Below are 23,323 nucleotides of genomic sequence, written 5' to 3'. Positions count from 1 at the left end.
CGCTACCGGTCGCGGTCGCGGTCGCGCGCCCGCAGCTCGCGCAGCATCCGGTCCCGGCGCTCCTTCTTGCGCACGGCCCGCTCCCGGGCGTCGTGCTCCCGCATCCGGTGGGGGTAGCCGACGAGCTGGACGTCGTAGATCGGCATCGTCATCGACCGCGCCAGCTTGCGGGCCGCCGCGGGGCTCGCGACACGCCGTCTGGTCCATTCGCCGTCGTGCGCGACGAACACCACGGTCGTCTCCGTCACGGTCGTGCGCGGCTCGACGAACGCCTCGACACCGATCCGCTCGGCCGACCACCGGCGCAGGTGGGCCTCCCCCTCGGCGTAGGCGCCGCGCCCTCGTCCGCCCCCGGATCCCCACCCGGACCTGCGGCCCGACGGTCCACGCGACCGGAACAGGTCCAGCAGACCCATGCACGTCACCCTCTCCTCGACCTGACGGCGTGCCGCCGCGTCCGGCACGAACCGGACACGCTCCCTGCGAGTGTCCAACGAGCGGCACCACCGATTTGCTCCCGACACCCCACTGGCGCAACCGGGGCCAGGTGACAAGATGGTCGCCGCGTGGCGGGGTCACGTCCGGCGGAACCGGTCCACCGGCGGTGATCCCCGGAGGGAGCTGATCGGTGTCCGACCCGGGCGCTCGTTCCGCCGACCTGGTGATCCTGGGTGGTGGATCCGGCGGCTACGCCTGCGCGCTGCGCGCCGCGGAGCTGGGGCTGTCGGTGGTCCTGGTCGAGAAGGACAAGCTCGGCGGGACCTGCCTGCACCGCGGCTGCATCCCGACCAAGGCGCTGCTGCACGCCGCCGAGGTCGCCGACCACGCCCGTGACGGCGCCGACGTCGGGATCCGGTCCACGTTCGACGGTGTCGACATGGCCGGGGTCAACGCCTACAAGGACGGCGTGGTCTCCCGGCTGTACAAGGGTCTGCAGGGCCTGGTCGCCTCGCGCGGGATCACCGTCGTGCACGGCGCGGGGACCCTGGAGGGCCCGGGCTCGGTGCGCGTCGGCGACGACCGGTTCACCGGGCGGCACGTCGTGCTCGCCACCGGCTCCTACGCCCGCTCGCTGCCCGGGCTGGAGCTCGACGACCGCGTCGTCACCTCCGACGCCGCGATCTCCCTCGACGAGGCCCCGCGCCGGGTCGTGGTGCTCGGCGGCGGCGTGATCGGCGTGGAGTTCGCCAGCGTGTGGCGTTCCTTCGGGGCCGAGGTCACCGTCGTCGAGGCGCTGCCCCGGCTCGTCCCGAACGAGGACGAGTTCTGCTCCACCCAGCTCGCCCGCGCGTTCCGGCGCCGCCGGATCACCGCCCGCACCGGGGTGCGGTTCGCCTCGGCGACGCGCAGCGGGGACACCGTCACGGTCGCGCTGGAGTCCGGCGAGGAGATCGAGGCCGACCTGCTGCTGGTCGCGGTCGGCCGCGGCCCGAACACCACCGGGCACGGCTTCGCCGAGGCGGGCGTCGCGATGGACCGGGGCTTCGTGACCGTCGACGAGCGCCTGCGCACCAACCTCGACGGCGTGTACGCCGTCGGCGACGTCACCCCGGGCCTGCAGCTCGCCCACCGCGGCTTCGCGCACGGGATCTTCGTCGCCGAGGACGTCGCCGGGCTGGCGCCGCGCCCGGTGACCGACGACGGGATCCCCCGCGTCACCTACTGCGACCCCGAGGTCGCCTCGGTCGGCCTGACCGAGCAGGCCGCGCGGGAGCGCCACGGCGAGGTGCACACCCTGACCTACGACCTGGCCGGCAACGGGAAGTCGCAGATCCTGCAGACCACCGGCGCCGTCAAGCTCGTCGCGGCGGGGCCCGCCGGGGAGGGCGGTCCCGTCCTCGGCGTGCACATGGTGGGATCACGGATCGGCGAGCTCGTCGGGGAGGCACAACTCATCTACAACTGGGAGGCTCTGCCCACCGACGTCGCCGCCCTGATCCACGCCCACCCCACGCAGAGCGAGGCCCTCGGAGAGGCCCACCTCGCGCTGGCCGGGAAACCGCTGCACACCCACGGCTGACCCCGGCCGTCCCACAGACCCGAACACCCCCGCGGAACAAGAGGAGCTCCACCCCACATGGCCGTCACCGTTGAGATGCCCGCCCTGGGCGAGAGTGTCACCGAGGGCACCGTCACCCGCTGGCTCAAGGCCGAGGGCGACACCGTCGAGGTCGACGAGCCGTTGCTCGAGGTCTCGACCGACAAGGTCGACACGGAGATCCCGTCGCCCGCTGCGGGCGTGCTGAAGCGCATCATCGCGGGCGAGGACGACACCGTCGAGGTCGGCGGCGAGCTCGCCGTCATCGGCGACGCCGACGAGGCCGACGACTCCGGCTCCGCCGACTCCGGGTCGGAGCAGGCCGAGGAGTCCGAGCCGGAGCCCGAGCCGGAGCCGGAGAAGGAGGAGACCCCGGCGTCCTCCGGCGGCTCCTCCTCGGGTGGCTCGTCGTCCGGCGGCGGCTCCGGCACCCCGGTCACGATGCCCGAGCTGGGCGAGTCGGTCACCGAGGGCACCGTGACCCGCTGGCTCAAGGAGGTCGGCGACTCCGTCGAGGTCGACGAGCCCCTGCTCGAGGTCTCCACCGACAAGGTCGACACCGAGATCCCGTCGCCGGTCGCGGGCACCGTGCTCGAGCACACCGTCGCCGAGGACGAGACCGTCGAGGTCGGCGCGCAGCTCGCGCTGGTCGGTGACGGCTCGGCCGCCCCGGCGCAGGACGAGGCGCCCGCGCAGGAGAAGGCTCCGGAGAAGAAGAAGGAGGAGCCGGCTCCGAAGAAGGAGGAGCCCGCGACCGAGGCGGAGCCGGAGCACCCCAAGGCCGAGGCCCCGGCGCAGGAGCAGAAGGCCCCGGCCGGCTCCGAGGACACCCCGAAGGGCGCGGTCGAGCCGTCGTCCAACGGGTCCGGGGACAAGCCCTACGTCACCCCGCTGGTGCGCAAGCTCGCCGAGGAGCACGGCGTCGACCTCGCGTCGGTGACCGGCTCGGGCGTCGGCGGCCGCATCCGCAAGCAGGACGTGCTGGCCGCCGCCGAGCAGAAGTCCGCTCCGGCGGAGAAGCCGGCCGCCGCGGCGGAGAAGCCCGCCGGTGGTGCGCCGAAGGAGCCGCAGGCCGTCCCGACCCGCTCGGGCGACGCGCCGGAGCCGGGCTCCACGGTCAAGCTCCCGCGCCTGCGCCAGGTCATCGCGCAGCGGATGAACGAGTCGCTGGCCACCTCGGCGCAGCTGACCACCGTCCAGGAGGTCGACCTCACCCGCATCGTCAAGCTGCGGAACCGGGTCAAGGAGGACTTCAAGAAGCGTGAGGGCGCCAACCTCACCTTCCTGGCGTTCATCGCCAAGGCCACCATCGAGGCGCTCAAGGCGTTCCCGTCGCTGAACGCCTCGATCTCCGAGGACAACAAGCAGGTCACCTACCACGGCTCGGTCCACATGGGCATCGCCGTGGACACCCCGCGCGGCCTGCTCGTGCCGGTGATCAAGGACGCCGACGACCTGTCGCTGTCGGGCATCGCCAAGAAGATCGCCGACGTCGCGGCCCGCACCCGCGACGCGAAGATCGGCCCGGACGAGCTGTCCGGCGGCACCTTCACGATCACGAACATCGGGTCCGCGGGCGCGCTGTTCGACACGCCGATCATCAACCAGCCCCAGGTCGGCATCCTGGGCACCGGCGCGATCTCGAAGGAGCCGAAGGTCGTCACCGGCCCGGAGGGCGAGGACGTCATCGCCATCCGCTCGGTGTGCTTCCTGCCCCTGACCTACGACCACCGCCTGGTCGACGGCGCCGACGCAGGCCGCTTCCTGTCGGCGGTCCGGGCGCGGCTCGAGGAGGGCGCGTTCGAGGCCGAGCTCGGCCTCTGACACCGCACGGTCAGCACGGCGGCCCGTCCCGGTTCCCGGGGCGGGCCGCCGTCGTTCACCGGTCCGGGTGAGCGGGTGACGACCGTCGCGGCGGGTCCGGCTCGCGCGCGCGCCCGTGACCCGGAAGGATCGCGCCCGTGCGAGTCGTCGTGGCCGGTTCGTCCGGACTCATCGGAACCGCCCTGGTCGCCCACCTGCGGGGCGCGGGGCACGAGGTGCTGCGTCTGGTCAGACGCACCCCCGCCGCCCCGGACGAGCGCGGCTGGGACCCGCCCGCGGGCACGATCCAGGACGGCACGCTCGACGGCGCCGACGCGGTCGTCAACCTCAACGGGGCCGGGATCGCGGACCGCCCGTGGACCGGGGCGCGCAAGCAGCTGATCCGCGACTCGCGCAACGTCCCCACCGACGTCCTCGCCGCCGCGGTGGCCCGCCACGGCGTCCCGGTGCTGGTCAGCGGCTCGGCCGTCGGCTACTACGGCGACACCGGCGACCACGTCGTCGACGAGTCCGCGCCGTCGGGCTCGGGGTTCCTCGCCGACGTGTGCCGCGACTGGGAGGCCGCGGCCGCCCCGGCCGCCGACGCCGGCGCGCGGGTCGTGCTCGTCCGCACCGGGCTGGTCCTGTCCCCCTCCGGCGGGCTGCTGGCCATGCTGCGCCCGCTGTTCAAGGGCTTCCTCGGCGGCCGCATCGGCAAGGGCACCCAGTACATGCCGTGGGTCTCGCTCGACGACCAGGTCTCCGCGATCCGGTTCGCCGTCGAGACCGACGGCCTGTCCGGCCCGGCGAACGTGACCGGCCCGGTGCCGGTCACCAACTCCGAGTTCACCCGGGAGATGGCCGCCGCCGTGGGGCGCCCCGCGCCGTTCCCCGTCCCCGGCCCGCTGGTGTCCACCGTGCTCGGCGAGATGGGCCGCGAGATGCTGCTCGGCGGGCAGCGCGCGGTCCCGGCCGCGCTGCTGGAGGCCGGGTTCCAGTTCCGCCACCACACGGTCGGCGACGCCCTCTCGGCGGCGGTCGGCACGTGAGCACCGCGGACGTCGACGTCGTGGTGGTCGGCGCGGGCCTGGCCGGCCTGCGCGCGGCCGCGGTGCTGCACCGCCACGGGCTCGCCGTCCGGGTCCTGGAGGCCGCCGACCGGGTCGGCGGACGGATCGCCACCGACGTCGTCGACGGGTTCCGCTGCGACCGCGGGTTCCAGGTCCTGAACTCCTCCTACCCGGCGCTGCACGCCGCGCTCGCCCCGCACGGGCTGGACAGCCTCGCCGCGCGACCGTTCGAGCCGGGCGCCGCGATCCGGGCCGGCGACGGCGAGCTGCACCGCTTCGTCAACCCGCTGCGCCGCCCCGCCTCGGCCCCGGCCACCGCGTTCGACGACCTGCTCGGGCCGGTGGACAAGGCCCGGCTGGTCGCGTGGACGGCCAAGGTGCTGGCCTCCCCGCCGTCGCGCACGGCGACCCTGGTCGCCCACTCGGCGGCCGAGGACCTGGACGCGGCCGGGATCGGCGGGGCGGTCACCGACCGGTTCCTGCGCCCGTTCCTGTCCGGGGTGCTGGCCGAGACCGCGCTGGAGACCTCGGCGGCGTTCGTGCGGCTGGCGTGGCGCAGCTTCGCCCTCGGCACGATCGTCGTGCCCGACGACGGCATGGAGGCACTCCCCCGCCGCCTCGCCGCGGCCCTGCCCGAGGGGACGGTCTCGCTGCACACCCCGGTGCGCGCGGTGCGCGGCGGACCGGTCCCGGCCGTGGACACCGGCGACGGGACGGTGCGCGCGCGGGCGGTCGTCGTCGCCGCGGACCCGCGCACGGCGGCCGCGCTGCTGCCCGGCATCGGCGAGCCGCGGATGAACGCGCTGACCACCTTCTTCCACGTCCCGCCGCAGGCGCCGACGGCCACCGGGCTGCTGCACCTCGACGGGACCGGCGGGCCGGTCGTGAACACGATGGTGATGACGGCGGCCGCACCCGGCTACTCCGCCGACGGGCGCCCGCTGGTGGCGTCCTCGATCGTCGGCACGCCGGGCGCGACCGGTGTCGACGAGCCCGCCGTGCGCCGCGAGCTCGCCCGGGTCTGGGGCGTGGGCACCGACGACTGGGAGCACCTGCACACCGCGCAGGTCGACGAGGCGCTGCCGCTGCTGCCCGCCGGGCGTCCGCTGCGCCGGGACGTGGACCTGGGCGGGAACCTGTTCGTCGCCGGCGACCACCGCGACACCCCGTCCACGCAGGGCGCGCTGGTCAGCGGTCGGCGGGCGGCGCAGGCGGTCCTGGCCCGGCTGGGGGCGGCGTAGGCTCGCGGGCATGGCCGCCCCGCACCTGACCTGCCGTGCCGGATCCGACGCCGTCCGGGTGGACCGGCTCGGCCGCGTCGAGTACCTCGCCGCCTGGGACACCCAGAAGGCGCACGCGGCCGCGCGGAAGGACGGCACCGGCCCGGACGTGCTGATGCTGCTGGAGCACCCGCCGGTCTACACCGCGGGGCGGCGCACCCAGCCGCAGGACCGTCCCACCGACGGCACCCCGGTGATCGACGTCGACCGCGGCGGGCGGATCACCTGGCACGGGCCGGGGCAGCTGGTCGGCTACCCGATCGTCGCCCTGGGCGAGCCGATGGACGTCGTCGACTACGTCCGCCGCCTCGAGGAGGCGATCATCCGGGTCTGCCACGACCTGGGGCTGGCCGACGCCGGCCGGGTCGAGGGCCGGTCCGGGGTGTGGCTGCCCGCGCACGGCTTCACCCCCGAGCGCAAGGTCGCCGCGATCGGCGTGCGGATCTCGGGCGGGGTCACCCAGCACGGCTTCGCGATCAACTGCGACGCCGACCTCGGCGACTTCGGGCGCATCGTGCCGTGCGGGATCCCGGACGCCGGGGTCACCACGCTGACCGCCGAGCTGGGCCGCGACGTCACCGTCGACGAGGTCGCCGGCCCCGCGGCGGCCGCCGTGCTGGACGCGCTCGACGGCCGCCTGCCGGTGACCGAGCACCCGGTCGCCCGGCAGGTCGACCTGATGTCCGGCCTCGGCTGAGGTCCCGCCCCGCTCAGGCGAGCTGCGGCACGACGGTCGCGGCGAAGTCCTCGATGTGCGCGAGGTCGGCGAGGTCGAGGACCTGCAGGTAGAACCGCGTCGCACCGGTCGTCTCCGACCACCGGCCGAGCTGGTCGACGACCTGGTCCGGGGTACCGGCCAGGCAGTTCGCCCGGACCTCGGCGGCGTCGCGGCCCACGGCGTCCGCGCGGCGGTCGACCTCGGCGTCGTCGCGGCCCAGGCACAGCATCTGCGCCACCGACCAGGTGAGCGCGCCCGGGTCGCGCCCGGCGGCGGTGCAGGCGTCGCGCACCCGGCCGAACTGCGTGGCGACGGTGCCGGGCTGCTGGAAGGGCACGTTGAACTCCGAGGCGAACCGCGCGGCCAGCGCCGGGGTCTTCCGCTTCCCCATCCCGCCGACGATCACCGGCGGCGCGTCCTGCACCGGGCGCGGCAGGGCCGGGGAGTCGGTGATCGTGTAGTGGGTGCCCCGGTGGTCGAAGCGCCCGCCCTCCGGGGTCGCCCACAGCCCGGTGAGGATCTCCAGCTGCTCGGTGAGGATCTCGAAACGCCGTGCCAGCGGCGGGAACGGGATGCCGAGCGCGGCGTGCTCGGCCTCGAACCAGCCCGAGCCGAGGCCGAGCTCGATCCGGCCGCCGGACATCTCGTCGGCCTGCGCGACGGCGACGGCCAGCGGGCCGGGCAGCCGGAACGTGGCGCTGGTGACCAGGGTGCCGAGCCGGATCCGCTCGGTCTCGCGGCCGAGCGCGGCCAGCGTCACCCAGGCGTCGGTGGGACCCGGCAGGCCGGGGCCGTCGCCCATCGCGAGGAAGTGGTCGGAGCGGAAGAACGCGTCGTAGCCGGCGTCCTGCGTGGTGCGGGCGACCCGCAGGAGATCGGTGTAGGTCGCACCCTGCTGGGGCTCGGTGAAGATCCGGAAGTCCACGGAGGGCGACGCTAGCGCGCCCGCCGCCGGGGCGCCGCCGGTGCCGGGGGCTACGGTCGCGCCGTGCATCCCGTCCCCGACCAGACCGGCCGGACCGTCGTCGTCACCGGCACCACCTCCGGGCTCGGGCGCGCCCTGGCCGCCGCGCTGGCCCGGGCCGGGGCCCGGGTCCTGATGACCGCCCGCGACGAGGCCCGCGGCCGCGCCGCGGCGGCCGAGGCCGGGGGCGAGCTGGTGCTGCTCGACCTCGCCGACCTGGGCTCGGTGCGCGCGGCGGCCGCACGGATCCGCGAGCGCACCGGCGACACGGTCGACGTCCTGGTCAACAACGCCGGCGTGGCGATGGGTCCGCGGGCCGCGACCGCCGACGGGTTCGAGCTGCAGATCGGCACGAACCACCTCGGCCCGGCCGCGCTGACCTGGCTGCTGATGCCGGCGCTGCGGGCCGCCGGGGACGCCGAGCGGCCCTCGCGGGTGGTGACGACCTCCAGCCTCGGGCACCACGGCGCCCGGCTCGACGTCGACGACCTGCACCGGCGCCGCCGCCGCTACTCCCCGACGGCCGCCTACGGGGCGTCCAAGCTCGCGAACCTGCTGTTCGCCGCGGAGCTGGACCGACGGCTGCGCCTGGCCGGCGACCCGGTCCTGTCGGTGGCCGCCCACCCGGGCATGACCGAGTCCTCGCTGCTGGCCAACGCGGTCCGCCGTGCCGGGGGCGGGCCGTGGTCGCGGGTCGCGCTCGCGGCGGAGCGGCTCGTCGTGCAGCCGGTGGCCGACGGCATCGCCCCGCAGCTCGCCGCGGCGACCGGGCCGGTGCACGGCGGCGACTACCTGGGCCCGACCGGACAAGGGGGGACCCGCGGCCCGGCCGGGCCCGCGCGTCGGTCCGCCGCCGCCCGCGACGCGGTCCTCGCGGGCAGGTTGTGGCAGGTCACGGCCGCCGAGACCGGCATCACACCCGACCCCGGGCGTAGGGTGCAGGGGTGACCGTCGCACCCGAAGGCCGCAAGCTGCTCCGCCTCGAGGTCCGCAACAGCGAGACCCCGATCGAGCGCAAGCCGTCCTGGATCCGCACCCGCGCCAAGACCGGTCCGCAGTACACCGAGCTGAAGGGCCTCGTCCGCTCGGGCGGCCTGCACACGGTGTGCGAGGAGGCCGGCTGCCCCAACATCTACGAGTGCTGGGAGGACCGGGAGGCGACGTTCCTCATCGGCGGCGAGCAGTGCACGCGGCGCTGCGACTTCTGCCAGATCGACACCGGCAAGCCCGCCGACCTCGACACCGACGAGCCGCGCCGGGTCGCGGAGTCGGTGCAGCAGATGGGCCTGCGCTACTCGACCGTCACCGGCGTCGCCCGCGACGACCTGGACGACGGCGGCTCCTGGCTCTACGCCGAGACCGTCCGCAAGATCCACGAGCTGAACCCGGGCACCGGCGTCGAGCTGCTCGCCCCGGACTTCAACTCGATCGACGCGCAGCTCGTGCCGGTGTTCGAGTCCCGGCCCGAGGTGTTCGCGCACAACCTGGAGACGGTCCCGCGGATCTTCAAGCGGATCCGCCCGGCGTTCCGCTACGAGCGCTCGCTGGAGGTCATCACCAAGGCCCGCGAGTTCGGCCTGGTCACCAAGTCGAACCTGATCCTGGGCATGGGCGAGACCCCCGACGAGGTCACCGCCGCGCTGCGCGACCTGCACGCCGCGGGCTGCGAGATCATCACGATCACCCAGTACCTGCGCCCGACCAAGCGCCACCACCCGGTGGAGCGCTGGGTCAAGCCCGAGGAGTTCGTCGAGCACTCCCGCGCCGCGGAGGAGATCGGCTTCGCGGGGGTCATGGCGGGGCCGCTGGTGCGCTCGTCGTACCGGGCGGGGCGGCTCTACGCCCAGACCGTCGCCCACCGCGGCGAGGAGCTCTCCCCCGCCCTGGCGCACCTGGCCGAGTCCGGCCCGGCCGCCCAGGAGGCGAGCTCGCTGCTCGCCCGCGGATAGGCACTAGGCTGCCCGCACCGTCGATCTCCGCGCAGAAGTAGGCTGGTCACATGCCCGGCAAGCCCCGCAAGCCCACACCCGATGAGAAGAAGGCGCTCAAGGCCCAGAAGAAGGCCGCGTCCAAGCAGCGTCGCCAGCAGATCTGGCAGGCGTTCCAGATGCAGCGCAAGGAGGACTCTAAGCTCCTCCCGATCATGATCGGCGTGTTCGTCGGGTCGATCGTGGTGCTCACGCTCATCGGGTGGCTGGTCGGCCTGACCTGGTTCTTCGTGCCCTTCGGCGTGCTGATCGGCGCGCTGGCGGCGTTCAGCGTGTTCGGGCGCCGGGTGCAGAAGTCGGTCTACCTCAAGGCCGACGGGCAGCCGGGAGCCGCGGGCTGGGCGCTGGACAACATGCGCGGGCAGTGGCGGATCACCCAGGGCGTCGCGGGCACCACCCAGCTCGACGCCGTGCACCGCGTCATCGGACGGCCGGGGATCATCTTCGTCGCCGAGGGTGCGCCGCACCGGGTGAAGAACCTGCTCGCGCAGGAGAAGAAGCGCACCGCGCGGGTCGCGGGCTCCACCCCGATCTACGACGTGATCGTCGGCAACGAGGAGGGCCAGGTCCCGCTCAAGGGGCTGCAGCGCCACCTCATGAAGCTGCCGCGCAACATCTCCGCCGCGGAGATGGACTCGCTCGAGGGCCGGCTCAACGCCCTCGGCAGCCGCGCCGCGGCGATGCCCAAGGGGCCGATGCCGCAGGGCGCGAAGATGCGCAGCGTCCAGCGCGCCGTGCGCCGCCGCTGAGCCCTCACCCGCCCGCGCCCGGGTCGCCCCGGTCGGCGAGCACGCAGTCCGCGCAGGTGCTCCCGCCCGGCACCCGGTAGTACAGGCAGCACGACCGCCGCCGGAAGCTCCAGACGTGGTCCGGGGCGACCGGCGGCCTGCGCTCCCCCGTGCCCGTCAGGCGCGGGTGGGCCAGCAGGTCCGCGGCGGCGGCCGCGACGGCCGCGCAGGCGTCGGGCCGCTCGATGTCGAGCACGCGTTTCGCGCCCGCGACCGACGACGCGACGTTGCCCCACAGCACCGTGCCCGACACCCCGAAGCGGTCCCGGGTCGCAGCCACCAGGGGCGCGAGGACGTCGTCGAGCAGCGGGCCCAGCGGCGACGGGCCGCCGGACGCCGCGGGCACGATCCGCGGCGGGCCGAGGGCGACGACGTCGCCGAGCGGGGTGGTGGACCACCACAGCGTCGCGGGCGCGACGTCGAGCACCACGCCGTGCAGCGCGAGCGCGGCCAGCGGCCCGGACACCAGCCGTGCCGCGAGACCCTGCACCATCACCGACGCGGCGATCCGCCGGCCGAGCGGGGGCGGCGCGCCGAGCGCCACGCGGGTGCGCTCGACCCGGTCGAGCAGGGCGTCGGGCGCCAGGAACGCGGCCAGGTCGCGTACCGGACGGCCGGCGGCGCGCTCGGCGGCCAGCTCGCGGAGCTCGAAGAACGGCCCGACGGCGGCGAGCCCGGCGAGCACCTCGCCCACCGGCGGCGCCGCGGCCCGCACCCGGGTCACGACGCCACCGGCCCGGCGCCGGGCACCACGGCGCTCCCCGGTACCAGCACCACCGCGGCGGCGACCACGGCGAGCGCCTGCGCGCCGGCCGACACCACCAGCAGCAGCAGGAGCACGGCGGCCCAGACGAGCACGCGGGCGAGCGACCGGCCCGGTGCGGCCCGCCCGGTCACGGCCGGTCCCCGGGCACGGCGGGCAGCGGCAGCCCGGTGACGATCCGGGCCGCGGCGGCACCGGCGGCACGCCCGTACGGCGGGTGGGCACCCGCCCGCACCGGCCCGGGCTCGGTGAGCGCGGGCCGGTCGGCCGGCAGCTTCGCGTGGTGCACCACGACGGCACCGGCCGCGTCGATCCCGACGCCGACGTCGAGCCGCGACCGCCGGGCCGCCCGGTGGGCCAGCGCGACCGCGCCCGCGTCGCCGGGCGGCCCGCCGACGGCGGTCGGGTCGGGCCACGCGGCGGCGGGCACCCCCTCCTCCTCCACGCCGGCGAGCACCTCGCGCAGCACCGCCGCGGGGGCGTCGGGGTGGTGGCGCACGACCACCGCGGGCGGTTCCGGGGCCGACGCGGCGGGGCTCACGCGACCGGCTCCGCGTCGGCGACCATCGCGTGGGCGTGCGCGTCCACCAGCCCCGAGGCCACCGCGTTGCGCGGGCCCTCGGTGCCGTGCACGTTGCCCGTCCCGCAGACGACGCCCTGCCCGGCGAGCGCGTCGGCGATCATCCGGGGGATCTCGAAGTCGAGCGCCGAGCCCCCGAGCAGCACCACGAAGTCCAGCATCCGCAGCGACCCGCCCGGCGCGACCTGGCGCAGCGCGCGCAGGGCGTTGACGACGAACACCCGGCGCTTGGCCTCCCGGCGCACCCGCACGACGTGGTCGACCGAGTGCCGGGTCGGCACCGGGACAGGACCGTCCGGGGTCATCACGACGACCCGGGCGAACACGTGCGACGGCAGCGGCTCGGTGTAGAACTGGACCGAGCCGTCCTCGTGACGCAGGTGGAAGAAGCTCTCCACCTTGGCCAGCGGGTACCACTTGACCTGCTCGGCGGTCTCCCGGTCGTCGAGGGCGAGCTCGGAGTCGATGAGCTTGGTGACCAGCTCCCCCGCCCCGGCGACGTGCACCGCGGTGGACGTCCCGTCGCGGGTGAGCAGGGCCGCGTCGGTGGAGCCGCCGCCCATGTCGAGCACCGCGATGGGGGTGTCGGTGCCCGGCGTGGTGAGCGCCCCGCGCACCGCCATCTCCCCCTCGACGCCGCCGATGCGGGCGTGGCAGCCGAGGGCCGCGGCGACCCGGTCGGCGACGACCTGCATGCGGCTGCGGCTGGTGCGCACCATCGCGGCGAGCGCCACCGCGTTCTCCAGCGCGACCTCGCCCGCCAGCCCGCCGCGGACCTCCCGCGGGACGAAGGTGTCCACGGCCAGGACGTCGCGGATCCGGATCTCCGCGGCCGGTCGCCCGGTCACGTCGGTCATGGTGTCGCGGACCTGGGCGAGCATCCCGCCGACGTGCGTGCCGGGCTGCCCGGTCGCGTCGTCGAGGGGCTGGACCCGGGCGAGCAGGTCCATGATCGCGTCGGCGCCCGCGTCGACGTCGATCCGCAGGGTCTTGCCGGCCCCGGTCAGGGCCAGCTCCCCGACCGGTACCCGGCGGTCGGAGACGTCCCCGGCCGGCGTCCGCACGACGACCGCCGACCGGTTCCCGGTCAGCGCCCGCGCGACCGGCGCGACCTGGCGGGTCTGCTCGGGGTCGAGGCCGAACACCGTGGCCAGGCCGTAGGAGTCGGCCAGGGTCCGGATGGTGCGCCCGGGCGCGGCGACCTCGACCGCGGCCGTCATGCCCAGCGGCACCCGCTCGACGGCGCCGACCTCGTCGACGATCGGGACGGCCACCGGGATCCGGTTGGCGACCAGGACGGCGTCGTCCTGGGCGAGCACGGCGGCGACCAGGTCCAGACCGCGCCCGAGGGCACCGCCCAGCACCGCGGCGACCCGGTCGAAGTCCCACCCCCGCCCGACGACGGCGATCACCGGCCCGTCCGGCACCGGTCCCGTCCCGGCCAGGTCCTCGATCGCCACCGTGACGCCGACCCCGAGGCCCTCGCCACCCGGGGTCGACGGGTTGTGCCCGATCATCGTGGACTCGGTGATGATCGTCTCGGTGATCGTCTCCATGGCCAGCCCGCTGATCACCGGGGTGGCCTCGTTGAGCAGCACCTCGTCCAGCTCGGCCACGCTCCGCCGGGCCCGCTCCAGGGCCCGGCGGACCGCGGTGACCGCGCCGTCGGTGTTGTCCGGGGTGCCCTTGACCCCGGTGGTGCGGGTCAGGGCGGTACCGAGGTGGGTGACCCGGCCGCGCGCGTCGACCGTCGCCGCGCAGGCCTCGGTCGTCGAGTTGCCGATGTCCACACCCACGACGAGGCGCGACGCGTCCGTCCCGTGCACCCGTCCCCCTCTCAGCCCGCGTCGCTCAGTGCGCCGGACACCGACACCTCGACGGGCCGGACGCCGTGCCGGATCTGCTCGAACTCCTTGAGGTGCAGCAACGCCGCCTTGGCCTGCCAGCGCGGGCGTGCCATCTGGTCGTTGCGGGTCGGGACCGGCTGCGGGGACTCGCCCTTGGCGTACTGGGCGGCGTTGGACCCGATGCCGCGGAAGACCTCGGCGTCGAGCAGCGGGGACTGCGGGAACAGCTCCAGGTTGCTCAGCCGGGCCAGGTCCTTCTGGTGGATCATCGTGGTGCCCCGCGACAGCACGCCGACGCAGATGCCCGAGCCGGACAGCTTCGCCCCGGTGTGCGCGATCGCGGCCAGGTCGGCGGTGTCCCACACCCGCACCAGCCGCGAGGTGACGCCCTGCTCCTCGATGCCGGCCATGAGCTGGCGGAGCACCTCGGCGTGCGGGACGTCGACGATCGTGCGGGTGAAGAACCCGCCGAAGGCCGGGGACAGCGCGATGACGACCTCGTCGGGCCGGGTGCCGCGGGCGGCGGGGCCGGTCTCGGTCAGGGACAGCCGGTACGGGTTCTCGGTCGGGGTGCTCACGAGACCTCCTCCTCGGGGTTCTCGGCGCTGGTGACGTGACGGAGCCGCTTGAGCTCGGTCCACCGCTCACCGCTCAGGCGGTAGCCGGTGCCCGGGCCGGCGTAGTCGTTGGCGTCGTTGATCGCCGCGCGCGGCACGAAGTCCCCGTCGAGGATCGCCGAGGTCTGCAGCAGGTCGCCGGACACGCGCTGGCGCAGCACGGCCAGCAGGTTCTCGGCGATGTCGTGGAAGCCGGTCCGCTCCAGGATCTTCACCAGGTCCAGGCCGGTGACACCGCGGTCCATCACCGACTGGGCGCCCTTGAGGTCCTCCAGGACCTCGCGCAGCGGGTAGTCGGCGCTGGAGTTGGCGTAGGTGGCGGCCTCGACCTCGTCGTCGGTGATGCGCGGGAGGTCGAGCTCGGCGAACACGGCCTGCATGGCCCGCGCCGCCTTCTCCCGCACGGCGAGGATCTCCGGCTCGCGGACGTGGCGCAGCCCGCCGTCGATCTGCAGGTCGCGCTGGATGGTGTTCCAGTCGTCGTAGTCCTCGACGTCGAGGTTGGACCCGGCGAACATGTTGTCCGAGTTCGGGACGCCGGAGAAGCCGGAGCACACCAGGTCCTGGCCGGACAGCAGCTGCGGCATGAGCCGGCTGGTCCGGCGCATCGCCGAGTGCGAGAACGACTGGTCGTTGCCGGCTGCGCACTCCAGGTCGACCATGTTGCAGACGAGGTTCTCCGCGGCGACGGCGCGGATGCCGCCGGGCACGGCGCCGGGCACACCGATGCAGGAGATCGAGCCGTTCTGCAGCCCCTGCACCCCGGCACCCTTGGCCATCAGGATGCAGCGGATCTCCAGGAAGAGCATCGAGCGGCCCTCGGCGTTGCCCATCTGCACCTCCGAGCCGGTGCCCGAGGTGAAGCGCATCTTGATCCCGCGCGAGGCGTAGGCGCTCGCGAGGAACGTCTTGGACCAGGGGGTGTCGTCGCCGTCGACGAAGACCGACTCGGTCCCGTAGACCGAGATCGTCTCGGCGTAGCCGGTGATGCCGCGCATGCCGAGGTCGAGCTCGGTGGCCTCCTCCAGGGCGCACTGGGTGATCACCCCGCCGCGCCCGGCCTGGGCCCCGACCTGCAGGCCGATCGCGACGAGCGGGGCGTAGCGCAGCACGCCCAGGGTCGTCTCCAGCTCGGCGAAGCCGCGCAGCGCGGCCTCCGCGGCGTCGGCGGCGACCTGCACGGGGTTGTCCCGGGCGCTGGTGGAGTGCGCCTGGTTGGCGGGCGTGCGGCGGGCCCGCATCTTCTGCATCGACATCATGATCTCGACGACGTTGAGCAGCTTGACGACGTCGAGGAGCTTGGCCGGGGTGAGACCGCGGGTGAGGTCGAGGACCTCGGCGCGGGTGACGCGCGGGTCGACGAGCATCCGGGCGATGTCGGCCGACGGGACGGCGTTGGCGTGCTCGGCGACGTCCACGTCGAGCGCGTGGTCGGCGATGAAGGTGTCCATGAAGTCGAACTCGGCGCGCGGGCGGCCGTCGAGCTCGACGATCACGCCGTTCTCGACGCGCACGCTCGGCGCGGGGTCGAAGTCGCTCTCCATCGCGACGAGGCCCTTCTCCGGCCACTCCTCGACGAAGCCGTCGAGGTTGACCGGGCGGGACTCGAGCATCTCGGTGCGCCGCGAGGTGCGCGGGGGTGCCGGCGCGCCGGCGGCGGGCAGGGTGCTGGTCATCGGTCAGTCTCCTTCGCGGGCGAGCAGGTCGCGGTCGGCGTAGACCTGCGCGGCCTCGCGGACGAGCGCGGCGCAGAGCGTGGCGGAGTAGGCGTTCTCGAGCCGGTCGGCGATCTCGGCCAGCCGCGCCGCCGAGGAGGCCCGCGGGCGCAGCGCGTTGTAGATCGCGAGGACCTCCTCGTCCGGCACGGCGGTCAGCTCGGCGGCCCGGCGCATGTTCTCCCCGAGCTGGCGGCGGCCCACCGCCTCGGAGATCTCGCCCTGCAGCTGCAGGGTCCCGGGTGCGATGCGCAGGTCCTCGTTGCGGATCTCCCCCGCGACGACGGCGGCCATCGTGACGTCGGCGAGCGGGCGGCCGGTGGGCGTCCGCAGCAGCTCGGGCCGCTGCACCGACAGCGGGTAGTCGGTGGGTCCGAGGGTGGTGCTCATCGGGTCTCCTCCAGCTGGGACGGGTGCTCGGCGGGCGCCGCGGGCTGCGGGACCCGGCCGACCGGGACCTCCCCGCTCGCGGCCATCTCGATCTCGGCGGGGGTGAGGAAGCGCTCCACGAGCAGCACGAACGCGCCGCCCCCGAGCAGGCCGCCCAGCAGCGGGGCGACGATCGGCAACCACCAGTAGGGGACGCCGGCGGCGGTGACGAAGGCGGTGTCGTAACCGGTGACGAACGAGGCCAGCCGCGGGCCGAGGTCGCGGGCCGGGTTGATGGCGTAGCCGGCGTTGGCCCCGAAGGAGATGCCGATGCCGACGACCAGGAAGCCGATCATGAACGGCGCGGTGTTCGCGCCGGGCGGGTTGTTCAGCGCGTTGGTGAGCGCGAAGATCACGAACACGAGGATCGCGGTGCCGACGATCTGGTCCCCGAACGCGGTGAGGATCGAGATCCCCTCGCCCGGCAGCGTCGAGAAGATGGTCTGGGTGGCGGTGGTGTGGCCGGCGTCGACCCGGGCGATCGCGTCGGCGTAGACGGCGCGCACGACCAGGGCGGCCACGAACGCGCCGGCGGTCTGGGCCAGCGAGTACGGCAGCACCTTGCGCCAGGCGAAGCCCTTGAACACCGCCAGCGCCAGGGTGACGGCCGGGTTGAGGTGGGCGCCGCTGACCCGTCCGGCGACGTAGACGCCCATCGTCACCGCGACGCCCCAGCCCCAGACCAGGGTGGACCAGTCGCCGGCGGCGCCGTCGGAGGTGAGGACCTGCGCGACGGTGCCGCAGCCGATCACGATCAGGACGAAGGTGCCCGCGAACTCGGCGGCGAGCTCGCCGACGTCGCCGCGGGTCACGCCAGCGCCGCGACGGCGGCCTCGGCCACCGTCACGTCCTGCTCGACCGACCCGGCGCTGACGCCGACCGCCCCGACCAGCTCGCCGTCGCGGTGGATCGGGATGCCGCCGCCGAAGGTCACCAGCCCGCCGGAGGTCTGCTCCAGGCCGTAGAGCTCGGCGCCGGGCTGCACCAGCGGGGTCAGTGCGGCGGTCGGGAGGTTCATCAGGATCGAGGTGCGCGCCTTGCGCTGGGCGATGTCGATGCTCACCCGGATCGCGCCGTCCTGGCGGGCGAAGGCGAGCAGGTGGCCGCCGTCGTCCACGACGGCGACGTTCATCGGCTGGCCGATCTCGGTGGCCTTGGCCAGTCCGGCGGCCAGTGCCTTCTCCGCGTCCTGCAGGGTCAGTCGCTGCATTCGGGCCTCACTCCTCGTCGAGTCCGGCCCGGTGTGACCCCGGGCACGTCACGACGCTAGGAGTTCGGCTGCCTGCGCAGATATGAGGACTGTCCCTACCCCCACGCCGTCCGGTCAGGTCCGGACGGCTCAGCTCCCCGCGCCGAACCGGGCGAGCATGGTGCGGTTGCGGGCGCCGGTCTTGCGCAGGACGGCGCCCACGTGCTTCTCGACGGTCTTCACCGAGATGGCGAGCCGGAAGGCGATCTGCTTGTCGGCCAGCCCCTGCTCGACGAGCTCGCGGACCTCCCGCTCGCGTTGCGTCAGCACGCAGCGCGACCCGGTCGCGGGCGCGGCGACCCGCGCCCCGGGGGAGAACGACGCGCACGGCGCCGGCGGGTCCGGGAAGCAGGCCCGCACCCGGGTGCCCCAGCCCGGGGTGCTGTCGACGTCGAGCTGACCGCCGGCGGCGCGCACCGCGGCGGCCGCGCGGGCCAGCCCCGCTCCCGCGCCGCGGACCGGGTCGAAGCCGCGTCCGTCGTCCTCGACGATCAGCCGGACCGCGCCGGGCTCGAACACCAGCCCCAGCCGCAGCGTGCCGGCCGCGGAGTGGCGCACCGCGTTGTCGAGCAGCGCCCGCGCGACGACCAGGACCGCCTCGCCGACGGCCGGGTCGGGCACCCGGTCCGCGCCCATCGTCACGACCCCGCCGCGGGCTCCGAGCGCGTGCAGGGCCCGGTCGAGCTCGGTGCGCAGCACCGTCACCAGGTCCGGGGCCGCCGGGACGGCGTCGGCGAGCAGCCGGGCGGCCACCACGGCGACCGCGGCCCGCCCGGCGAAGCCCTCGACCTCGGTGGTGTCGGCGACGGCGAACGGGTCGCCGCCGAACACGCAGGCCCCGAGGAGCTCGTCGTCCCACCAGAGCGGGGCGCCGATCAGGCCGGGCGGGCCCGGCACGACGACCGTCCGCTGCTCCCGGACGAGGCGGCTCAGCACCGGCCCGACCGAGGGCAGGGGGTCGTGGTGGACGACGGTCGTCGCGACGCCGTCGCCGGCACCGGGCGCGCGCAGCAGCGCCACGGCGCCGCCCGCGCCGCCCAGCCGTCGCGACGTCCGCCGGACGAGGTCGTCCAGCAGCGTCGTGACACCCCGGTCCTGCACCGCACCGTGGCTGAGGATCACCCGGTCCTCCCGGTATCCAACATGCATCTATGTCGCGTGCCCGACCCGAACGGTAGGGACAGCGGGCTCGACGGGCAAGCCTCGCGAACACGAACGGCCTGCGTACGGCATGATTCAGTCGTGGACGACAGACCGGGCGACGCCAGCGCGACCGAGCGCGCGTACCGGTTCGCGAAGGCCGGGATCCTCGACGGGACGCTCCCGGCGGGCGAGCTCATCAGCGAGGGGCAGGTCGCCCGCCCGCTGCAGCTGAGCCGCACCCCGGTGCGCGAGGCCTTCCTGCAGCTGCAGTCCGAGGGGCTGCTCAAGCTGTTCCCCAAGCGCGGCGCACTGGTGGTGCCGGTCTCCCCCGGCGAGGTGGACGCCGTGGTCGAGGCCCGCGACGTCATCGAGTCCCACGCCATCGAGACGGTCGTCGGGACCGACGACGAGACCCTCGGCGAGGTCGTCGCCGCCATGTCGGCCGCGATCGACGAGCAGGTCGCCGCCGTCGCGGCGCGCGACGAGTCCGGCTTCGTCGAGGCCGACCGCCGGTTCCACGTCGCGCTGGTGTCCGCCGGGTGCCGCAGCCTCCTGCTGGAGGTCTACGGCTCGCTGCGCGACCGGCAGCTCCGCATGAACCACGGCGCGCTCGGCGGGCGCTTCCCCGGCCGGGCCGAGCGGCTCGTCACCGAGCACCGGGCGATGTTGGACCGGGTGCGTGCGCGCGACCACCGCGGCGCGGTGCACGCGCTGCGGGTGCATCTGGCGGGCACCCGCGCCTCGGTCCTCGGCACGCCGCCGCCCGCGGCGGGCTGAGCGGGCTCAGGCCCGCAGCGTCCGGACGACGATCGTCGAGGACGCCCGGTCGTGCCAGCCGCGGCCGTCGGCGTCGCGCAGGAACGGCGGCAGCACGACCGCGACCATCGCGGTGCGCAGCACCGCCCGGGGCACGCCGACGTGGGTCGCCATGTCGGTGCGGGCCACGCGCATCCCCAGCGCCCGGTGTCCCGGCGAGGTGCCGAGCACCGCGACCGACAGCGAGGTGAGGACGAACCACGCCCCCAGCACCCACCAGCTGAACTCCGCGGTGCCCAGTGCGTCGACCCCGGCCACGAGCAGGACGAGCAGGTAGCACAGGAACCAGTCGATGCAGACCCCGCCGACGCGGCGCCCGAACCCGGCGACGCTGTAGTGCCCGCTCGCCGGCAGCCCGAAGCGCTCGCCCGGGTGCGCCGCCGGACCGTCGCCCCCTCCGGGGGATGAACCGGGGAGCCAGGACTCGATCCAGCGGGCCATGCCTTCTAGCGTAGGCGGCGCAGAGACACCGGCGGTGGCGGCCCGGACCGGGCATCGGGAACGAACGTGACCCAGGTCGCGGGCGGTTCAGTTAACGTCGGTGAAACAGGTGAGTGATGGGTGAGCAACACGGCACTCCTACCGTCACCCACGATCTCCACCAGCGATTGAAGGAGCCCGAGAGAGTGTTCAGCAACGCCGAAGAGGTACTCAAGTACATCTCGGACGAGAAGGTCGAGTACGTCGACATCAGGTTCTGCGACCTGCCCGGCGTCATGCAGCACCTCACCGTCCCCGCCAAGACGGCCGGTGATCTCCTGGAGAACGGCGCGGCCTTCGACGGCTCGTCGGTCCGCGGGTTCCAGGCGATCAACGAGTCCGACATGGCGCTGTTCCCGGACCCGAACACCGCGCGCGTCGACCCGTTCCGCAAGCACAAGACGCTGAACATCAACTTCTTCGTCCACGACCCGATCACCGGTGAGCCCTACTCCCGTGACCCGCGGAACGTGGCCCGCAAGGCGCAGGAGTACCTGAGCGCCTCCGGCATCGCCGACACCGCCTTCATGGCGCCCGAGGCCGAGTTCTACGTCTTCGACTCGATCCGGTTCGGCACCGACCCGCACCAGGCCTACCACCACATCGACTCCGCGGAGGGCTGGTGGAACACCGGCCGCGAGGAGGCCGGCGGCAACCTGGGCTACAAGGTCAACTACAAGGGCGGCTACTTCCCCGTCCCGCCGGTCGACCACTACGCCGACCTGCGTGCCGACATCGTCAGCACCATGCAGGCGTCGGGCTTCGAGGTGGAGCGCGAGCACCACGAGGTCGGCACCGCCGGTCAGGCCGAGATCAACTACAAGTTCGACACGCTGCTGCGTGCGGCCGACGATGTCATGCTCTTCAAGTACCTCGTGAAGAACGTGGCGTGGCAGAACGGCAAGACCGCGACCTTCATGCCGAAGCCGCTGTTCGGCGACAACGGCTCGGGCATGCACGTGCACCAGTCGCTGTGGAAGGACGGCCAGCCGCTGTTCCACGACGAGTCCGGCTACGGCGGCCTGTCCGACACCGCCCGCTACTACATCGGCGGCCTGCTGCACCACGCGCCGTCGCTGCTGGCCTTCACCAACCCGACGGTGAACTCGTTCCACCGCCTGGTGCCGGGCTTCGAGGCGCCGGTCAACCTGGTCTACTCGGCCCGCAACCGCTCGGCCTGCATCCGTATCCCGCTCTCCGGCGACAGCCCGAAGGCCAAGCGCATCGAGTTCCGCTGCCCCGACTCGTCCGGCAACCCGTACCTCGCCTTCTCGGCGATGCTGATGGCCGGCCTCGACGGGATCAAGAACAAGATCGAGCCGCCGGCGCCGATCGACAAGGACCTCTACGAGCTCCCGCCCGAGGAGGCCAAGGACATCGCGCAGGTCCCGTCCTCGCTGGGCGCGGTCATCGACAAGCTCGAGGAGGACCACGACTACCTGCTCGAGGGCGGCGTGTTCACCCCGGACCTGATCGAGACCTGGATCGCCTACAAGCGCGAGAACGAGATCGACCCGCTCCGGCTGCGCCCGCACCCGTACGAGTTCGCGCTCTACTACGACGTGTGATCCGCGCCTGACGCGACACCCACCGAGGCCCGGTACCCCCTGCGGGGTGCCGGGCCTCGGCGCGTGCGCGGGACTCAGACCCGCAGCGGTACCGCCACCCGGTCGGCCCCGTCGCGGCGCAGGGTGAGCACGGAGACGGCGGTGAACACCGCGACGACGGTGCCCATGAGCAGATAGGTGTGGGCGAAGCCGAGCCGGTCGTAGCCCACCCCGGCCAGCGGCGAGATGATCGCGGACCCGAACTGCGTCACCAGCTGGTAGCCGACCAGGTACACCGTGGCCGAGTAGCGCGCCTCGAAGTGCCGGTTCACGTACTTGAACACCGCGATGAGCATGATCGGCAGCTCGACGGCGTGCAGCAGCTTCACCGCCGAGATCGCGAGCGGGTCGACCACGACGCCCGACAGCAGGATGCGCAGCGCCATCACGGCGCCGGCGAGCAGCAGCGCCCGGCGCGGCCCGACCCGGTTGACCAGGAACGGCGCGAGCGCCATCCCGCCCGCCTCGAGGAACACCTGCACCGCGTTGAGCGTCGCGTAGGTCTGCGTCCCCTCGGCGGCGGTGGGGAACAGCGAGGCGAAGTAGGAGGGGAACATCGAGTCGTACACGCCGTAGGTCGCGGTCACCGCGACGACGTAGAGCACCAGCCCGGCGGAGGCGGGGTTGCGCAGCAGGCCGAGCGCCTCGCGCGGGGAGACGGTGGAGGCCGCCGCGTCGACGGCACCGGCCCGGCCGCCGCCGGGGACCCGGATCGCGAGCAGGACCAGCACGAACAGCACCGCGGTCGCCGAGGCCGCCCAGAACGCGATCCGCGGGTCGATGGTGAACAGCCGCCCCGCGACCCAGGTCGCGGCCGCCCAGCCGAGCGAGCCCCACATGCGCACTGGGCCGAACTCGAAGCCCTGCAGGCGGCCGAGCCGCTCGACGTAGCACTCCAGGGTGGCGACGGCGACGGCGAACGCGCTCGCGAGGTAGAGCGCCCCGACCACCAGCCCGGCCAGGAACGCGTGCTGCAGCAGCGGCCCGTAGACGTGGATGTAGAACGGCCCGGCCAGCACCATGAGGCCGCCGACGACCAGCAGCAGGTTGCGCCGCAGCCCGAGCCGGTCCTGCAGGAACCCGTAGACCGGCATGACCAGCAGGCAGCCCACCGAGTTCGCGCCCACCACCAGGGCGCTGCGGCCCGGTGACAGGCCGATCTCGCCGGTCAGCCAGATCGCGAACAGCGACCAGCTCAGCGACCAGGTCATGAAGAACAGCGCCAGCGCCGACGCGGCGAGCACCGCGTTGCGCCGGCGCAGCGGCGCCGGCCCGGCGCCCGTACCGCCCGGTCCGACCGTCACGGATCGAGTGTCCGTCATCGCGCGCTCCCTTGCGCCGAGCCACCGCCGTCGGTGGCTAACTCGTGTTAGGCATCGGAGACTTTGACGTGTTAGCTTCCGTTGCGCAAGCCCCCACGACGCCGTA

Annotated in this window: 24 protein-coding genes; 10 read left to right on the top strand and 14 right to left on the bottom strand. The window is 74.3% G+C overall.

Annotated elements, in window-relative coordinates; all coding sequences use genetic code 11:
• Positions 1-2: 2 nt before the first annotated feature.
• Complete coding sequence (locus tag WJX68_RS00385) at positions 3-416, bottom strand: oxidoreductase (RefSeq protein ID WP_340285409.1); 414 nt, start codon at positions 414-416, stop codon at positions 3-5.
• Between the two features lie 212 nt (positions 417-628).
• Between WJX68_RS00385 and lpdA the strand changes: the two genes are divergently transcribed.
• From lpdA to lipB, 5 genes are all read left to right on the top strand, one after another.
• Positions 629-2,020 (top strand): dihydrolipoyl dehydrogenase, encoded by a 1,392-nt coding sequence (gene lpdA / locus WJX68_RS00380; RefSeq protein ID WP_340285408.1) that lies wholly within the window; start codon positions 629-631, stop codon positions 2,018-2,020.
• 57 nt (positions 2,021-2,077) lie between these two features.
• Positions 2,078-3,862 (top strand): 2-oxoglutarate dehydrogenase, E2 component, dihydrolipoamide succinyltransferase, encoded by a 1,785-nt coding sequence (gene sucB, locus WJX68_RS00375; RefSeq protein ID WP_340285407.1) that lies wholly within the window; start codon positions 2,078-2,080, stop codon positions 3,860-3,862.
• A gap of 137 nt (positions 3,863-3,999) precedes the next feature.
• The gene (locus WJX68_RS00370) at positions 4,000-4,890 is read left to right on the top strand and encodes a TIGR01777 family oxidoreductase (RefSeq protein WP_340285406.1); all 891 of its coding nucleotides are present in this window, start codon (positions 4,000-4,002) and stop codon (positions 4,888-4,890) included.
• Positions 4,887-6,152 (top strand): NAD(P)/FAD-dependent oxidoreductase, encoded by a 1,266-nt coding sequence (locus tag WJX68_RS00365; protein WP_340285405.1) that lies wholly within the window; start codon positions 4,887-4,889, stop codon positions 6,150-6,152. The genes WJX68_RS00370 and WJX68_RS00365 overlap by 4 nt, the downstream gene beginning before the upstream one ends.
• A gap of 10 nt (positions 6,153-6,162) precedes the next feature.
• Positions 6,163-6,888: a lipoyl(octanoyl) transferase LipB gene (gene lipB / locus WJX68_RS00360; RefSeq protein ID WP_340285403.1), complete on the top strand. Its 726-nt coding sequence runs from the start codon at positions 6,163-6,165 to the stop codon at positions 6,886-6,888.
• 13 nt (positions 6,889-6,901) lie between these two features.
• Here the strand turns inward: lipB and WJX68_RS00355 are convergent, their stop codons facing one another.
• Positions 6,902-7,834, bottom strand: coding sequence for an LLM class F420-dependent oxidoreductase (locus tag WJX68_RS00355; protein WP_340285402.1), 933 nt, complete (start codon positions 7,832-7,834; stop codon positions 6,902-6,904).
• A 63-nt stretch (positions 7,835-7,897) separates the two neighbouring features.
• Here WJX68_RS00355 and WJX68_RS00350 point away from each other — a divergent pair, with 63 nt between their 5' ends.
• The 3 genes from WJX68_RS00350 to WJX68_RS00340 are packed head-to-tail and all read left to right on the top strand — an operon-like array spanning position 7,898 to position 10,610.
• The gene (locus WJX68_RS00350) at positions 7,898-8,821 is read left to right on the top strand and encodes an SDR family NAD(P)-dependent oxidoreductase (RefSeq protein WP_340285400.1); all 924 of its coding nucleotides are present in this window, start codon (positions 7,898-7,900) and stop codon (positions 8,819-8,821) included.
• Positions 8,818-9,822 (top strand): lipoyl synthase, encoded by a 1,005-nt coding sequence (gene lipA, locus WJX68_RS00345; protein WP_340285398.1) that lies wholly within the window; start codon positions 8,818-8,820, stop codon positions 9,820-9,822. The genes WJX68_RS00350 and lipA overlap by 4 nt, the downstream gene beginning before the upstream one ends.
• Before the next feature lie 50 nt (positions 9,823-9,872).
• Positions 9,873-10,610, top strand: coding sequence for a DUF4191 domain-containing protein (locus tag WJX68_RS00340; protein ID WP_340285396.1), 738 nt, complete (start codon positions 9,873-9,875; stop codon positions 10,608-10,610).
• 4 nt (positions 10,611-10,614) lie between these two features.
• On the opposite strand, the gene WJX68_RS00335 is transcribed toward WJX68_RS00340, so the two are convergent.
• The 10 genes from WJX68_RS00335 to WJX68_RS00290 all read right to left on the bottom strand — a co-directional run bounded on the left by WJX68_RS00335 (position 10,615) and on the right by WJX68_RS00290 (position 18,971).
• Positions 10,615-11,373: a (2Fe-2S)-binding protein gene (locus WJX68_RS00335; RefSeq protein WP_340285395.1), complete on the bottom strand. Its 759-nt coding sequence runs from the start codon at positions 11,371-11,373 to the stop codon at positions 10,615-10,617.
• Positions 11,370-11,546, bottom strand: coding sequence for a hypothetical protein (locus tag WJX68_RS00330; protein ID WP_340285394.1), 177 nt, complete (start codon positions 11,544-11,546; stop codon positions 11,370-11,372). The genes WJX68_RS00335 and WJX68_RS00330 overlap by 4 nt, the downstream gene beginning before the upstream one ends.
• The gene (locus tag WJX68_RS00325; protein ID WP_340285392.1) at positions 11,543-11,953 is read right to left on the bottom strand and encodes a glycerol dehydratase reactivase beta/small subunit family protein; all 411 of its coding nucleotides are present in this window, start codon (positions 11,951-11,953) and stop codon (positions 11,543-11,545) included. Before WJX68_RS00325 ends, WJX68_RS00330 begins: the two co-directional genes overlap by 4 nt.
• Positions 11,950-13,818 (bottom strand): diol dehydratase reactivase subunit alpha, encoded by a 1,869-nt coding sequence (locus WJX68_RS00320; RefSeq protein WP_340285390.1) that lies wholly within the window; start codon positions 13,816-13,818, stop codon positions 11,950-11,952. Before WJX68_RS00320 ends, WJX68_RS00325 begins: the two co-directional genes overlap by 4 nt.
• 11 nt (positions 13,819-13,829) lie before the next feature.
• Positions 13,830-14,417 (bottom strand): propanediol/glycerol family dehydratase medium subunit, encoded by a 588-nt coding sequence (locus WJX68_RS00315; protein ID WP_340285388.1) that lies wholly within the window; start codon positions 14,415-14,417, stop codon positions 13,830-13,832.
• Positions 14,414-16,132: a propanediol/glycerol family dehydratase large subunit gene (locus WJX68_RS00310; RefSeq protein ID WP_340285386.1), complete on the bottom strand. Its 1,719-nt coding sequence runs from the start codon at positions 16,130-16,132 to the stop codon at positions 14,414-14,416. Before WJX68_RS00310 ends, WJX68_RS00315 begins: the two co-directional genes overlap by 4 nt.
• 3 nt (positions 16,133-16,135) lie before the next feature.
• Entirely contained in the window at positions 16,136-16,561 is a 426-nt protein-coding gene (locus WJX68_RS00305) for a diol dehydratase small subunit (RefSeq protein WP_340285385.1), read from the bottom strand.
• Entirely contained in the window at positions 16,558-17,412 is an 855-nt protein-coding gene (locus WJX68_RS00300) for an MIP/aquaporin family protein (RefSeq protein ID WP_340285384.1), read from the bottom strand. The genes WJX68_RS00305 and WJX68_RS00300 overlap by 4 nt, the downstream gene beginning before the upstream one ends.
• Positions 17,409-17,810, bottom strand: coding sequence for a GlcG/HbpS family heme-binding protein (locus tag WJX68_RS00295; RefSeq protein ID WP_340285383.1), 402 nt, complete (start codon positions 17,808-17,810; stop codon positions 17,409-17,411). Before WJX68_RS00295 ends, WJX68_RS00300 begins: the two co-directional genes overlap by 4 nt.
• A 129-nt stretch (positions 17,811-17,939) precedes the next feature.
• Positions 17,940-18,971, bottom strand: a complete 1,032-nt coding sequence (locus tag WJX68_RS00290; RefSeq protein ID WP_340285382.1) for a LuxR C-terminal-related transcriptional regulator — start codon at positions 18,969-18,971, stop codon at positions 17,940-17,942.
• A gap of 120 nt (positions 18,972-19,091) precedes the next feature.
• Here WJX68_RS00290 and WJX68_RS00285 point away from each other — a divergent pair, with 120 nt between their 5' ends.
• The gene (locus WJX68_RS00285) at positions 19,092-19,769 is read left to right on the top strand and encodes a GntR family transcriptional regulator (RefSeq protein WP_340285380.1); all 678 of its coding nucleotides are present in this window, start codon (positions 19,092-19,094) and stop codon (positions 19,767-19,769) included.
• A gap of 6 nt (positions 19,770-19,775) precedes the next feature.
• Here WJX68_RS00285 and WJX68_RS00280 read toward each other — a convergent pair whose 3' ends face one another.
• Complete coding sequence (locus tag WJX68_RS00280; protein WP_340285378.1) at positions 19,776-20,249, bottom strand: RDD family protein; 474 nt, start codon at positions 20,247-20,249, stop codon at positions 19,776-19,778.
• Positions 20,250-20,434: 185 nt separating this feature from the next.
• Here WJX68_RS00280 and glnA point away from each other — a divergent pair, with 185 nt between their 5' ends.
• Positions 20,435-21,856 (top strand): type I glutamate--ammonia ligase, encoded by a 1,422-nt coding sequence (gene glnA, locus WJX68_RS00275; RefSeq protein WP_340285376.1) that lies wholly within the window; start codon positions 20,435-20,437, stop codon positions 21,854-21,856.
• A 74-nt stretch (positions 21,857-21,930) separates the two neighbouring features.
• On the opposite strand, the gene WJX68_RS00270 is transcribed toward glnA, so the two are convergent.
• Positions 21,931-23,199: an oligosaccharide MFS transporter gene (locus WJX68_RS00270; RefSeq protein WP_340285374.1), complete on the bottom strand. Its 1,269-nt coding sequence runs from the start codon at positions 23,197-23,199 to the stop codon at positions 21,931-21,933.
• Positions 23,200-23,323: the final 124 nt, after the last annotated feature.

This window comes from Pseudonocardia spirodelae, from assembly GCF_037727765.1.
GTDB lineage: Bacteria > Actinomycetota > Actinomycetes > Mycobacteriales > Pseudonocardiaceae > Pseudonocardia > Pseudonocardia spirodelae.
Note: the sequence above shows the minus strand (reverse complement) of the source record. Positions and strands in the feature narration are given on the sequence as shown.